At 66.2% G+C, this 13957-nt stretch carries 12 protein-coding genes; 8 read left to right on the top strand and 4 right to left on the bottom strand.

Going from position 1 to position 13957, the window contains the following annotated elements; all coding sequences use genetic code 11:
* Positions 1-70: 70 nt before the first annotated feature.
* On the bottom strand, positions 71-1138 hold the full coding sequence (locus Q0Q48_RS13370; protein WP_295138338.1) for an efflux RND transporter periplasmic adaptor subunit: 1068 nt from the start codon (positions 1136-1138) through the stop codon (positions 71-73).
* A 368-nt stretch (positions 1139-1506) separates the two neighbouring features.
* Between Q0Q48_RS13370 and Q0Q48_RS13365 the strand changes: the two genes are divergently transcribed.
* From Q0Q48_RS13365 to cydC, 5 genes are read left to right on the top strand one after another with little or no spacing between them, the layout of a single operon-like run.
* The gene (locus Q0Q48_RS13365) at positions 1507-3081 is read left to right on the top strand and encodes a cytochrome ubiquinol oxidase subunit I (RefSeq protein WP_295138336.1); all 1575 of its coding nucleotides are present in this window, start codon (positions 1507-1509) and stop codon (positions 3079-3081) included.
* 12 nt (positions 3082-3093) lie between these two features.
* The gene (gene cydB, locus Q0Q48_RS13360) at positions 3094-4227 is read left to right on the top strand and encodes a cytochrome d ubiquinol oxidase subunit II (protein WP_295138334.1); all 1134 of its coding nucleotides are present in this window, start codon (positions 3094-3096) and stop codon (positions 4225-4227) included.
* 12 nt (positions 4228-4239) lie between these two features.
* On the top strand, positions 4240-4488 hold the full coding sequence (locus tag Q0Q48_RS13355; protein WP_293868956.1) for a hypothetical protein: 249 nt from the start codon (positions 4240-4242) through the stop codon (positions 4486-4488).
* 18 nt (positions 4489-4506) lie between these two features.
* Entirely contained in the window at positions 4507-6285 is a 1779-nt protein-coding gene (gene cydD / locus Q0Q48_RS13350; protein ID WP_293868958.1) for a thiol reductant ABC exporter subunit CydD, read from the top strand.
* The gene (cydC, locus tag Q0Q48_RS13345; protein ID WP_293868960.1) at positions 6282-7964 is read left to right on the top strand and encodes a thiol reductant ABC exporter subunit CydC; all 1683 of its coding nucleotides are present in this window, start codon (positions 6282-6284) and stop codon (positions 7962-7964) included. The genes cydD and cydC overlap by 4 nt, the downstream gene beginning before the upstream one ends.
* A 45-nt stretch (positions 7965-8009) precedes the next feature.
* Here cydC and Q0Q48_RS13340 read toward each other — a convergent pair whose 3' ends face one another.
* Entirely contained in the window at positions 8010-9206 is a 1197-nt protein-coding gene (locus tag Q0Q48_RS13340) for an iron-containing alcohol dehydrogenase (protein WP_295138330.1), read from the bottom strand.
* 138 nt (positions 9207-9344) lie between these two features.
* Between Q0Q48_RS13340 and Q0Q48_RS13335 the strand changes: the two genes are divergently transcribed.
* The gene (locus Q0Q48_RS13335) at positions 9345-10028 is read left to right on the top strand and encodes a substrate-binding domain-containing protein (RefSeq protein WP_295138328.1); all 684 of its coding nucleotides are present in this window, start codon (positions 9345-9347) and stop codon (positions 10026-10028) included.
* Between the two features lie 29 nt (positions 10029-10057).
* On the top strand, positions 10058-10720 hold the full coding sequence (locus tag Q0Q48_RS13330) for an aspartate/glutamate racemase family protein (protein ID WP_295138326.1): 663 nt from the start codon (positions 10058-10060) through the stop codon (positions 10718-10720).
* Between the two features lie 11 nt (positions 10721-10731).
* Here the strand turns inward: Q0Q48_RS13330 and Q0Q48_RS13325 are convergent, their stop codons facing one another.
* Positions 10732-11826 carry an endonuclease NucS domain-containing protein gene (locus Q0Q48_RS13325; RefSeq protein ID WP_295138325.1) on the bottom strand — a complete coding sequence of 365 codons (1095 nt, stop codon included), beginning with the start codon at positions 11824-11826 and terminating at the stop codon, positions 10732-10734.
* A gap of 107 nt (positions 11827-11933) precedes the next feature.
* On the opposite strand from Q0Q48_RS13325, the gene Q0Q48_RS13320 reads away from it, so the two are divergent.
* A complete protein-coding gene (locus tag Q0Q48_RS13320) occupies positions 11934-12404 on the top strand; it encodes a MaoC family dehydratase (protein ID WP_293868968.1) in 471 nt (156 codons plus the stop codon).
* A gap of 173 nt (positions 12405-12577) precedes the next feature.
* On the opposite strand, the gene Q0Q48_RS13315 is transcribed toward Q0Q48_RS13320, so the two are convergent.
* Positions 12578-13834 carry an amidohydrolase gene (locus Q0Q48_RS13315; protein WP_295138322.1) on the bottom strand — a complete coding sequence of 419 codons (1257 nt, stop codon included), beginning with the start codon at positions 13832-13834 and terminating at the stop codon, positions 12578-12580.
* Between the last annotated feature and the right edge of the window lie 123 nt (positions 13835-13957).

Raw genomic sequence — 13957 nt, 5'->3', positions numbered from 1 at the left:
CGATGGCCAAGGGCATAGTGGCGAAGCCCGCCTTATCCGTCCAACAAATGTTGCATATTTGCCACAATGGTCACAGGCGGCCTAACTCATTGATTTGTATTGTCATTTTTCTGTCACCTGGAGTCTTTTCCCGGGTTCCGCCCAAGGTCCCTGTCGCCTGTCGCCTGGCCGGCGGCTGCGGACCGGCGACAATGGCGACCCGGCTCCCCTCGGTCAGCTGATATTGGCCGTCGGTTATGACGACGTCACCCGGCTCGAGCCCATCGCGGACGACCGCGATCCCTTCGGTAACCGTTCCCAGGGCGATAGGGCGGATATGGGCGGTACGGCTCGCGGTTACCAAATAGACGAAGTAGCCGCTGGCGGATCGCTGCACGGCGGACAGGGGGACCGTTAGGGCGGCATTATCGGAGGTGCCGCGGACCTGGATTTTTACACGCAATCCCGGCAACAGCGCGTGGTCCTCATTGGAGAAGGTGGCTTCGAGCTTTCCCTCACGCGCGCGTCTTGGGCTTCCGTTGTCGGCGAGAACCAGCCTGCCTTCCGCCACCGGATGCACCCGATCTTCACCATACGCCCACACCCGCACGGGGCCGTCCGCTCCACGCCGCCGTAGCGCCGAAAGTGCCGGCCGCGGCAGCACGAACTCCACGTAAATGGGGTCGATCTGGCGGATGGCGACGAGGCCTGTCCTCTCGGCAGGGGTGACGAGGTCACCGAGGCGGTGCAGCGGTTTGCCCACAATACCTGAAGCAGGCGATCGAAGTTCGTAGGAAACGGGGGCGGTTACACCCGATTGCGCCGGGTTTTCGCCGGCGTTCACGCGCGCGAGGAGGTCGCCGGCCTGAACCCGCTGGCCGGCCGTGAAATCGATCTCGGTGAGTTCGCCTTCGATCCCGCTTCGGACGACGGTGGTCTTGCTGGCAACGACCGTGCCGATGCTCGTCAGGTAGGTCGGCACATCGCGGGCCGACGCGATGGCCGTGACGACGGGCAACTGTGCCCCGTCTGAAGAGTTCGGCTCGGGCGACTGCGCCCATGTTGCGCAAGTCTGTAGCTCCATGAAGGCCGCTACGGCCACCATGGCGAGTGCCACGCACATCCTTCGTCCGGCCGGACGCAGAGTCGACAGATGCATGATGCAGTCTCCGCAGCAGGATGACGCTGCGTACCGCATCGTGCGTCCGGACAGGCATCACCCAAAAGGTTGATCGTGGGACCCGTTCGTATGGTTCGCCCAAACGTTGGTTTGTCTCCTCGGCCCGGGACACGGCCGCAATGCATTCGCATGAAGCTGACGCGGGTGGTGCCAGGAGCGAGACAGCCTGCGATGGTCGATCGACAGAACCCGACAACCTTGCTGCGACATTCCTGTCCCGAAGCCGTTGCGAGCAATCGAGCCGGACCTGTCGACAGGGTCGCATGAACAAGGCGTCCGAAAGTGGTATGTTGATCGGTGTCTGGAGTGTCTCTTCAGCACATGAGTAGGGGAGAGGGGACTGATCGATGGTGAATGACCTCGTCGTGGATTTGTCGCGGGCGCAATTCGCCGCGACCGCCCTCTACCATTTCCTGTTCGTGCCCCTGACGCTTGGCCTCACGGTGCTGCTGGCCGTCATGGAGACCGTCTATGTCACGACGGGCCGCGAAATCTATAAGCAGATGGCCCAGTTCTGGACTCGCCTGCTGCTGATCAATTTCGCCCTGGGCGTTGCCACCGGCCTCACCATGGAGTTCCAGTTCGGCACCAACTGGTCCTTCTATTCGAGCTTCGTCGGCGACACGTTCGGCGCGCCGCTGGCCATCGAAGGCCTGATGGCCTTCTTCCTGGAATCGACGTTCATCGGGCTGATGGTGTTCGGCTGGGACAAGATGTCCAAGGCCCAGCACCTCATCGTGACCTATGCCGTCGCGCTGGGTTCGAATTTCTCGGCGTTGTGGATCCTGGTCGCCAACAGCTTCATGCAGCATCCGCAGGGCGCCGAATTCAATCCCATCACCATGCGCATGGAACTGCAGAATTTCGGGGCGCTGTTCTTCAACTCCGATGCCCAGTCGAAGTTCGTCCATACAGTGCTCGCGGGCTACGTGACGGCGGCCATCTTCGTTTGCGGCATCAGCGCCTGGTACATGCTGAAGGGACGCCACCTCGATCTCGCGCGGCGCTCGTTCCGTGTCGCCGCGGTGTTCGGCATGCTGGGCGGCGGTGGCGTCATCACGCTGGGCGATGCGCTGGGTTACGTCGGAGCCAAGGTCCAGCCGACCAAGCTCGCCGCCATGGAGGCTCTGTGGACCTCGGAGAAGGCGCCGATGGCCTTCAATGCCATCGCCTTTCCGAACCAGGCCGAGCAGAGGAACTATTTCACGATCCAGATTCCCGCGATGCTGTCGATCCTGGTCACGCATTCTCTCGACGGCGTCGTGCCCGCGATAGACCAGCTCGAGGTCCAGGCGCAGGAGCGCATCCGGAACGGTATCCCGGCCGTCCAGGCGATGGAGAAGCTGAGCGCCAATCCGCGTGACGAGGCCGCGCTCGCCCAGTTCAAGGCGCATGGCAAGGACGTGGGCTACGGCTTCCTGGTGCTGCGCTACGCCCCCCAGGGTGACCTGTCGAAGATCACCGACGCCGACATCGCCCGCGCCGCGCGCGACACCATTCCCAACGTGTCGATCGTCTTCTGGTCGTTCCGCATCATGGTGGCCTTCGGCCTGCTGATGCTGGCCTACCTCGTGCTGGCGACGCTGATGACCCTCTCCAACCAGGTCGAGCGGCAACGCTGGTTCCAGTGGGCCTCCTTGTTGATGGTGGCGGTGCCGTTTCTCGCGTGTGAGTTCGGATGGCTGGTTGCCGAAGTCGGGCGCCAGCCCTGGACGGTGAACGAGATGCTGCCGACCTGGCTCTCGGCCTCGACCCACAGCGTCGCCTACATGGTGTTCTCGCTGTCGGGCTTCATCCTGCTCTACACCGCCTTCGCGATCGTCGAGATCTACCTGATGCTCCTGTTCATCCGGAAGGGACCGGAAGAACATGCTGCAAGTCCCCACGTTGCGGCTGCCGGCCGCACGCTCGCGGCGCACTGAGGGAGACGCGTCATGGAAACCTACATGATTCTCCTGGTCGTCTGGTGGGTGCTGCTCGGCGTGCTGCTGACGGGCATCGGCGCCATGGTCGGCATGGACATGGGCGTCGGCACCCTCCTGCGCTATGTCGGACGCACGGACTCGGAACGGCGCGTGGCGCTGAACGTCATCGGCCCGCACTGGGACGGTAACCAGGTGTGGTTCATCCTGGGTGGCGGTGCGATCTTCGCGGCCTGGCCGCTGGTCTATGCGACCGCCTTCTCCGGCTTCTACATCGTCATGCTGCTGCTGCTCTGGAGCATGATCCTGCGGCCGCTCGGCTTCGAGTATCGCAGCAAGCTGCCCTCGCCGGCCTGGCGCGCCGTCTGGGACACGGCCCTGTTCCTGAGCGGTCTGCTGCCGATGGTCGTGTTCGGCGCGGCGATCGGCAATGTCCTGCAGGGCGTGCCGTTCCACTTCGACTGGCGCCTGACGTCCTTCTACACCGGCAGCTTCCTGTGGCTGTTCAACCCCTTTGCCGTCCTGTGCGGGCTGATGTCGGTCGCGCTTGCCGTCTACATGGGCGGCTCCTGCCTCGCCAGCGGGGCCGAGGATCCGATCGGCGCGCGTGCCCGGCGCGCCGCGATCCTGGGCGGCCTGGCCGCGCTCGTGATCTTCACCGTCGCGGGCTTCTGGGTCTCGACGATGGAAGGCTTCAAGCTGGTGGCGGGACCCGCTCCCGGTGTGCCTCAGACGCCGCTGCACCAGCAGGTGGTGCGGGTGCCCGGCGGGCTGCTCGCCAACTACGCCGCCCATCCGGCGCTGTGGCTGCTGCCGGCGCTGGTCTATGCCGGGCTTCTGCTGGGCGCGCTCGCCCATACGATCAGACGGCCGATCCTCGCTTGGTGGCTGGGAGCGCTGGCCTGGATCGGCGTGATCGGCACGGTCGGGGCCGCCATGTTCCCCTTCATCATGCCGTCTTCCAGCAATCCCGCGCACAGCCTCACGGTCTGGAACTCCGGTTCGAGCCGCGTGACGTTGACCTGGATGGTGGGCTTCGTCGTGATCTTCATGCCGCTCATCATCTGGTACACGAGCTGGGCCTTCTGGGTGATGCGCGGCAAGGTCGGCGTGAAGCACGTCGAAACCTCGGACCACGCGTACTAGGGGAGGCCGGACATGTTCGTGCGCTACATCATCGCCATGACGCTCGCGGCCCTGGCCATCCTGTTCGCCATCATCCTTGGCGACTACGGCCCCTGGTACCTGTCGTGGTTGCTCGGTACGGGCTTCATGGTCCTGGTTGCTGTCTCGGCTGGCGTGCTGTTCGAGGCACAGGAGGATGCAGCCAAGGCGGCCCGCGGTCCCGGCGAACCGCTGGATGTCTCCAGCGCCGTCGACGCGCCTGCGCAACGGCCATCGCGCTGACCTGACGATCGCTTTCCCATGACCGGGACCCCGGCGGACGCGCCCGGCCGTCGGCGCGCCGGCGTCGAGCGCTGGCTGCGTGGCGAGATCGCGCAAGCGGCGCGGAGCGGCGTGCGGCGTGCGATCGTGCTGGGTGCCCTGGCTGCGGCACTCGCCGTGCCGCAGGCGTGGCTGCTGGCCCATGCGATCGCCCCGGTCGTCATGGAGAAGGCCTCGATCTCGTCGGCGCTCGTCTGGCTGCTGCCGGTGCTGCCGCTGCTGGGACTGCGCTTCGTTCTTGCCAACGCCTCGGGGCGGGCAGGGCTCGCGGCGGCGGCCCGGGTGAAGGCCCGCATTCGCTCGGCCCTGCTGCGCCATCTGGCGTCGCTTGGACCTGCAACAAACGCAGGCCGCAGCACGGGCGAGGCCGCCACCGTCGTGCTCGAAGGCGTCGACGCCCTCGACGCCTATGTGTCGCGCTTCATGGCCCATCTCGGCGTGCTCGTCGTCCTGCCGCCGCTCGTGCTGGTCGTCGTCCTGCCGCGTGACTGGATCTCGGGGCTCGTGCTGCTGGTGACGGCGCCGGTCATCCCGCTGTTCATGATCCTGCTCGGTCTCGGCGCGGAGAAACTGAACCGCCGGCAGTGGCTGCGGCTCCTGCGCCTGTCCGGCCGGCTGCTCGACGGGCTGCAGCGCCTCACCACCTTGCGCCTTCTGAATGCCGGCGACCGGGAGGCCGAGCGTCTCGCGGAAGCGGCCGAGGACTATCGAAAGAGCACCATGGCCGTGCTGCGGGTCGCCTTCTTGTCCAGTCTGGCGCTCGAATTCTTCGCCACGGTCGGGATCGCCCTGGTCGCCGTGCTGATCGGCTTCCGGCTGCTCGACGGCGCGCTGGGCTTCGAAGCCGCATTTTTCGTCCTGCTGCTCGCGCCCGAGTTCTACGCGCCGTTGCGCCAGTTGGGCCTCGACTATCACGCGCGGATGGAAGCCCTGGCCGCGGCCGAGCGCATCCTCGACCTGCATGCGGAGCCGCCGGTGCCGGCGGGTCGGGAGCGGCCGGCGCTGGGTTCGGCCATCACGATCGAATGCGAGGGCGTAAGTTTTGCCTGGGACCATGGCACGGACCCTGGCAGGCCTGCCCTCCGGGATTTCTCGCTGCGTCTCGTGCCCGGTGAGATCGTGGCCCTGGTCGGGCCGAGCGGCGCGGGCAAGAGTACCCTGCTGTCGCTGCTGCTAGGCTTTCTTCGCCCGCAGACGGGTCGGCTGCTCGTCAATGGCCACGACCTCGCCAACGTCGACCCCGCGCACTGGCTCGGCCATGTCGCGGTCGTGCCGCAGCGGCCGCACATGTTCGAGGGCAGCGTGCTCGACAACATCCGGCTGGGCGATCCCGACGCCAGCCTCGATCGCGTGCGAGACGCGGCCCGCCTGGCTGCCGCCGATGAGTTCATCGCCGCTCTGCCGCAAGGCTATGACACGCCGCTTGGCGAGCATGGCGAGACGCTGTCGGGCGGCCAGGTGCAGCGTCTGGCGTTGGCCCGGGCCTTTCTCAAGGAGCGGGCAGGCGTGCTGCTTCTCGACGAGGGTACCGCCGGACTGGACCGCGGCACGGAAGCCTTGGTGGCCGACGCCATCCGTCGGCTCGCGGCGGGTCGCACGACATTGATCGTCACCCATCGCCTCGCCACCGTGCGGCTCGCCGACCGGGTCGTGTTCCTGGAGGAGGGACGCATCGTGGAACAGGGGCCCCGCGCCGCGCTCCAGGCAGACGATGGTCGCTTCGCCCGCCTCCTGCGCGACGCGGGGCTCGCCCCATGAGCGACATGGCCGTCGTCCGCCGCCTGCTTGCGCTCGCCCGGCCGTGGCGCGGCTGGATGGGGCTCGCGGTCCTCGTCGCCTGCGCGACGGTGCTAGCGAGCGTCGCGTTGATGGGTGTCGCCGGCTGGTTCATTGCTGCGATGGCGATCGCCGGGGTCACCACCGGCATGATGAACTACTTCCTCCCGGCGGCCGGCATCCGCTTCTTCGCCATCGTGCGGACCGGCGGACGCTATGGCGAGCGGTTGCTGAGCCATGAGGCCACGTTCCGGCTCCTGGCGGGCCTGCGCCTCTGGTTGTTCCGGCGGCTCATTCCCCTGTCGCCGGGGCAACTTCAGGCGCGGCGTGGCGGTGACCTTGCGGGCAGCCTGCAGGCCGATGTCGAGACGTTGCAGCACGCCTATCTGCGCCTGGCCTCACCCGTCGCCGTGGCGCTGGCTTGCAGCGTTGCGGTCGTTCTGGTCGTGGCCGCCCTGCATCCGCCGACGGCGCTGGCGCTCGCCGTGCTTCTGATCGTGGCGGGTGGTGTCGTGCCGGTGATGGCGCGCCGCGCCGCCGCGGTGCCCGGCGCGGAAGCCGTCGCTTCTCGTGCCGCCCTGCGCGTGGCCACGGTCGACCTGCTTCAGGGCCTGACGGATCTGCGCGCTGCGGGTGCCGTCGACCGTCGCCTCGGGGTCATCGACGCGCTGGGCGAACGGCTGGTCGACAGTCAGTGCCGCGCGTCGAACGCTGGCGTGATCGCCGAGGCGGCGGTCGGTCTCTCGGCCGGCCTGGCCCTTTGGTGTGCCACCCTGCTGGCCGCGGCGAGCGTCGCTGCGGGAGGTCTTCTGCCTGGGGTCGAGCCCGCCCTCGTTCCGGCGCTCGCGCTGGCCGCCCTGGCGGCGTTCGAAGCGGTCGCGCCGCTGCCGGCGGCCATGGAGCGCTGGGGCGAGGTGAGGGCGGCGGCACTCCGCATCTTCGATCTCGCCGATCGAAGCCCGGCCATCGTTGCGGGGCCCGACCCGTCGCCCGTACCGCGAGACGCTAGCATCGTCTTCACATCGGTGCGGCTACGCTACGCGCCCGACCTGCCGCCGGCGCTCGACAGCCTCGACCTCGCAATTCCCGACGGCCAGCATCTCGCCATCCTGGGACCAAGCGGAGCGGGCAAGAGCTCGCTCGGCCGCCTCCTGGTGCGCTTCTGGGACTACGAGGGCGAGATCCGGCTGGGCGGGCACGATCTGCAACGGTATCGGCCGGAAGACCTGCGCCGCCTCGTCGGCATCGCCACGCAGGATGCGCAGCTCTTCAATGGCTCGGTCCGCGACAATCTCCTCATGGCGGCTCCGGAAGCCGACGCCGCGGCAATGGAACATGCTCTCGATGTCGTTCAGCTCGCCGAGTTCGTGCGCGGCCTTCCCGAGGGAATCGACACGTGGATCGGCGAAGCGGGCGCGCGGCTATCCGCCGGCCAGGCCCGCCGGCTCGTCCTCGCCCGCGCGCTCCTCCGGGACCCTCGTATCCTGATCCTCGACGAGCCCACCGAGAATCTCGACGCCGGGACCGCGCGCCGGCTGATCGCTTCCCTGCGCGCCGCAACGGAGGGACGCACGGTCATCCTGATCACCCACGATCCACGCGCGGCCGCCCAGTTCACCGGCGTTATCGTGCAGATGGCGGATGGGCGAGTCGTCGAATGAAGCGCGGCGGTGCGGCCCGTCGGGTGCGAACGTTTTCCAGCTTGTTCAGTAAGCGGCCTCCAGCAGCCGCTGAGCGGCGGCAATGCGTTCGCTGTCGGATCGGACGCCGGCGTTGGCATTGAAGTTCTTAACCGTCTGCCCGGCGATGAGGGGGATCGCCGATCGCGGGATGTTCAGCTCGCTGAGACGCACAGGCATTCCCACGCTGCGGTACAGCCGTTCCAGCTCATCGGCGATGACCGGCCTGATCGGGCCGGTGCTGCGACCGAGGCCGAGGGCTTCCGCCACGACTTGCGCCGCGGCCGCATCGTCATCCTGTTCCAACCGGATCCGGGTACCGTGGATGGCGGAGATCGACTCCCCCTGGCCGACATGCGGGAACTGGACATGCAGCGCGGTGGAGACGGCGTAGTCCCCGCCAAAGGAAGAACTGGCGCCCATGCGGGCGCCATCGTCCTCGGCCCGGTTCTGCAGGAAGGCCGCGATGCAGAGATCCGCCCGCGAGGCCGCATCGTCGCGCTTCTCCGCGAGGCCCGAATAGGAGCGGAAGGCGAGACGGAAGGCCTGGAGGCGATCGCCTTCGACCAGCGGATTGGATTCGGCAGCGGCGATGGCTGCAACGGCACTGGAAAAGACCGTCGTGGCGGTCGACCGGTGGGATGAAGACGGTGTCGTCATCAGGACGTCGTGGTCCAGCAGGATCGCCTGCGGCCGGGTCTTGGGATCGAAGAACTCCATTCGATGATCCAGGTCGTCGTTCTTCAGCCCCGTTCCCGCGCGGTTCATCGCGCTGGTGGGAGTCGTCGGGATGTTGACGATGGGGAGCTTCGGCGCCGCTAGGCGCGGACTGTAGGCCGGCTTGTCGGCCGGGTACTGCGTCATGAGCTCGAACGGATCGCGATCCTCGCCGAGGAAGATCGCGACGGCCCGCGTGGCCACCAGCACGCTTCCGCCGCCGACGGCGATGAGGAGATCGGCCTTGGCCTCGCGCGCGGCATCCCGGGCGGCGCAGACGTTGGGATAGGGGCAGTCTTTTTCGATCCGGTCGAAGACGCCGGCGAAGGTCGGTCCCAGCGCCTTCTCGATGCGACGAACGGTGTCGGTTCGCCCGTTGATCGACGGCGAGCAGATGACGAAGGCGCGCTTGGCGCCGGCGCGGGCAACGACTTCCCTGAGGGGAGCCTCGAGGACGTTCGTTCCGCAGTACAGACGCCAGTTATGGCCCGAGGCACGAAAGCTCACTGGATCTCCTCCTGTTTCCGGAATCTTTGTAAACCGATAGCACATTTTGCCGTCGGCCATGGCTGCAGCCCGCTATAGTGGCAACGTCCAATGTGCGAGGAGTGAGGTCCTGTGGCATCGCCGTCGTCCGTCGCCGTCATGAGTGGTCTCGCCCTCGAGGTGGCCGTCAATCGCTGGCTGAAACCGGCCTTCGAGGCCGCATCGCCCTATCGCCTGGAGATCGACTGGCGTCCGACCACGGCCCTCATGAAGTCGATCGTCGACGGGCAGCGCGCCGACGTCATCATCGCCATCGACGGGGCCATGGACAAGCTCTGCGCCGATCGCATCGTGCGTCCCGAGACGCGCGTCTGTCTCGCCGATTCGATCTTGGGTGTCGGCGTCCGTGAAGGCGCACCGAAGCCCGACGTTTCGACAGTCGAGGCCTTCAAGCGAGCGCTGGTGTCTGCGCGGGCGGTGGCCTATTCGCGGGCGGGCGCGAGCGGCATCTACTTCACCGGGCTGGTCGAGCGGCTGGGTATCGCCGCCGAGGTCAATGCGCGCGCCGTTACGATCCCTATGGGCTTCACCGGCGAGAAGGTCGCGAGCGGCGAGGCCGACCTTGCGATCCAGCAGGTGAGCGAGCTGATGTCGGTCCCCGGCGTCGCCGTCGCCGGTCCATTTCCGCCGGAGGTCCAGACCGTCTCCACCTTCGATGCCGCCATCTTTGCCGATGCCAAGAACGCAGAAGGTGCAGCCGCGTTCATGGCGCTGCTCGCCTCGCCCGAAGCGGCGAAGGCCTATGCCGATGGCGGCCTGGTCTCCCGCCTCGAGCATTCCTGAAATCATTCTCGTTTCGAAAGTCCGGCCGCATGTCGAAGAAGCCCCGCATTGTCCTCCTGCATGGCACGCCCGTCGCCGTGGAGCCCATCCAGCGCACGTTCGCCACGCGGTGGCCCGAGGCCGAGGCCATCGACCTGCTCGACTCCTCTCTGTCGGTCGATCGCGCCAAGGACCACGACCTGACGCCGCGCATGTTCGAGCGCTTCGTCGAACTCGGCAGCTACGCGCACCGCATCGGGGCCGAGGCGATCCTCGTCACCTGCTCGGCCTTCGGGCCGGCGATCGAGCGCATGGCAAGGGAACTGCCGGTGCCGGTGCTGAAGCCCAACGAGGCGATGTTCCGGGAGGCGATCGGCCAGGGCCGTCGGATCGGCATGCTCGCGACCTTCGCGCCGTCAGTGCTGACCATGACGGAGGAGTTCGAGCAGTTCGTCGCCGAGGCGGGCGCTGAGGCCTCGCTCGAGACGATCGTGGTCGAGGGCGCCATGGACGCGCTGCGCAAGGGCGATGCCGACCGGCACAATGCGCTGATCGCCGCGCGGGCGTCCGAGCTCGCGCACTGCGACGCCATCATGCTCGCGCACTTCTCGACCTCGCGCGCGCTGGCGGCCGTCAGTGCCGCGGTCAAGACACAAGTGCTCACCGCGCCCGACGCCGCGGTCGACCGCATTCGGGCCGCCATCGGCGGCTGATGCCGGCTATCTCAACTGGTAGACGCATCCCAATGCGTGAAAATCTGCTTGAGACGCTCGATAGTGTGCCGCCATTTTGGCGACGCGGGCTGCGCAACCGTATTCTGATTGCCGAATAGTCCGACTTCGTTGACGGCCTTTTCCAGCGGTACTGTGCCAAGCCATTTAACAGGAACAAAATACTCGGACTTTTCGGGGTCATCCGCATATTCGCGGTGATACGTACCGGCCTTGAGAACCTCGAGTGCCGGCCGATCACCGGTTGCCGTCGGCAATAGGAAGTCGTTTGCGCGAGCAGCCTTGGCAACTACGCGGCCGACACCGACGAATCCGTAGCTCGGTGCTTTCACCCAGATGCGGTCGCCAGGATCAAGGCGCTTCAGCGCTCCGCTGTACCAGCTGCCACCACCAGCCGAAACGAAGCCGTATTCAACGGCCTCGCTCCATGCCCTCGTTTTACTCTGACCAAAGTTGACGTAGTACTCCCCGTTCCAAGGCTCGCTCGTACCGCTCGCGGCGCTGACTGCGTTGGCCTGAGTCTCCGCGGTGTCTCTGAGCCAGGCACGACTCAGTAGGCTCGTATCGCCGTCAGCAAAGACCTGAAAGAAAAGGACGTTAATGGGTATACCCCGATCTCCAAGATAGGCCACGATTCGTTCAGTGCTATCGTCGAGTTCTGCTGCGACAACGACGATTTGGTGACTGCCATTAAGGGTGTCCTCGTCGAGGACCGTACCGAACCGAGATCTGAACTCGGTGGCCAGGTCCTTCTCTGGTGCGAATGCACTGTAGATTGTCGCGAGGTCTTCGGATTTGAGCGAAGCAACGTAGCTTGCATAGTCGAGAGCTTGAGCCACTACCTCTCTCGGCGTTCTGTTTCGCTTCAGTTCGATGAGAACGAGAGAGCCATCCGGCGCCAGTGCCAGGAGATCGATGATGCCGCCAAATCTTGTAGCGATTTGTCGACCTACGAGCATCCACTGATCGTCAAGTATGGCTGGTGCAGCGACGATCATCTCTTCAAGAGCCTTCTCACTTGGCAAAGATGAAGCGGCTAGTGGGGACGGAGTTCCGCCGACCTTCCAAATCGCTTGGCGTATCGCCATTCAGTATTCCTCCAGTCTCGAATGTGTATGCTACCAGTGATGGGGAGCAATGAAACTGAGCCTATTGCGCGGCCCGCGCCTGGTTCTAGGACTTGAAGGAGGACATCATGGCAAAGAGAATCGTCGAGAGCCCGCAGGCGATGAAGGCGCTGGTCGGTCAGGAGCTGGGAGTCAGCGACTGGCTGGTCATGACGCAGGAGCGCATCAACACCTTCGCCGACGCCAGTGGCGACCATCAGTGGATCCATGTCGATGTCGAGCGCTGCAAGACCGACATGCCGGACGGCAAGACCATCGCGCACGGCAATCTCACCTTCTCGGTGATCTCCACCTTCGCCCGCGATGTGCTGAAGATCGAGAACATGCGCAACGGCATCAACTACGGCTCGAACAAGGTGCGCTACACCAGCCCCGTGCAGGTCGGTGCTCGCATCCGCGGCCGCCAGAAGCTGCTCGCCGCCGACGACATGCCGAACGGCGGCATCCGCATGACCTATCAATGGACCGTCGAGATCGAGGGCCAGGAACGTCCGGCCTGTGTCGCCGAGACCATGAGCATCGCCTACGCCAAGGCGTAGAGTCTTTCACCTCATCCTGAGGAGCGCCCCCGCGGGGGCGCGTCTCGAAGGATGGGCAACAGACACGGTGCTCGTGCCCACCCCAGCGCGGAGGTTATTCCGCGCGACGAGACGCTCACTGCATTCGCTCGTCAGGGTGAGGTCGGTGTTGGGATGCCCGGCTTGGTTCCTCGCTACTTCCGCTTCAGATAGTCGATCGCGAGATAGCTGAGCGCGCGCACGCCGTACTTGAGGGCGGGCTCGTGGACGCGGAAGAGCGGCGAGTGGTTGGCGGGCGCCTGCAGCGGGTCGACGTCCGGTGGCACGACGCCCAGGAAGAAGAACATGCCCGGCACGACCTGGGCGAGATACGAGAAATCCTCGGCGCCCATCACCGGGCGCACCTCGGTGACGCGCTGCGTGTCGAGACCGTTCTTCAGGCTGGTGGTGCCCCAGTCGGTGAGCGGCGGATCGTTGTAGGTCACCGGCACGCCGTCGAAGACCGTGACGGTGGCCCGGGCGCCGGCGGCCTCGGCGATGGCGCCGGCGGTCTTGTCGATCCGCTTCCAGATCTCGGCGCGCACGCCCTCGTCGTGGGTGCGGATGGTGCCTTCCATGGCGACCGAATCGGGTAGGATGTTGTTGCGCACCCCGCCATGGATGGTCGAGACCGACACGACCGCCGGCGTGAGGGTGGGATCGAGCTGGCGGCTGACGATGGTCTGCAACGCCAGGATGATCTGCGCCGAGGTGACGACGGGATCGATGCCGCGCCACGGTTGTGAGCCGTGAGTCTGGCGACCCTCGACGTCGATCTTGAGGCGATCGGCGCTGGCCATCAGTCCGCCGGGACGCAGCGCGATCACGCCGGAGCGGATGCCCGAGGTGACGTGCAGGCCGAACACCGCGGACGGCGCCGGGTTCTGCAGGCAGCCGTCGGCGATCATCGCCTGGGCGCCGCTCGGACGGCCGTCGTTGGAGCCTTCCTCGTTTGGCTGGAAGATCAGCTTCACCGTGCCCGGGATCTCGTCCTTCATGCCGGCCAGGATCTCGGCGACACCCATCAGGATGGCGACGTGGCAATCGTGGCCGCAGGCATGCATGACCGGGACGGTCTGCCCGAGATACTGCGCCGTGGCCCTGGAGGCGAAGGGCAGGTCGACCTTCTCCTCGACGGGCAGTGCATCCATGTCGGCCCGCAGCGCCACAACGCCGCCGGGCTTGCCGCCCTTCAGCACGCCCACGACGCCGGTGATGCCGACGCCTGTCTTTACCTCGTAGCCGAGCTTCTGCAGGTGCTCGGCGGCGAGCGCGGCGGTGCGCGTCTCCTGATAGGAAAGCTCCGGGTGCTCGTGAAGGTCGCGCCGCCACGCGATGACCTTGTCCTCGATCTCGAGGGCCGCAGCGGAAATGCGCTCGGAAAGTTCGTTGCCGGTGGTGATGTCGTTCATGCCGTGAGTGTCCTAGACGACAGGGCATGTAGGCAAGGGTTTCGCGCAGGCGGTATCGTGCCGGCGGCTATGGTATTGCCAATATTGCCGTCTCTCTTTTCTGTTTCTTCCAAGAGCACCGAC

Origin of the sequence: uncultured Reyranella sp. (genome assembly GCF_945957355.1) — a bacterium.
In the GTDB taxonomy this organism is placed as follows: domain Bacteria; phylum Pseudomonadota; class Alphaproteobacteria; order Reyranellales; family Reyranellaceae; genus Reyranella.
The sequence above is the reverse complement of the archived record's forward strand: the minus strand, read 5'-3'. Positions and strand labels throughout refer to the sequence as shown.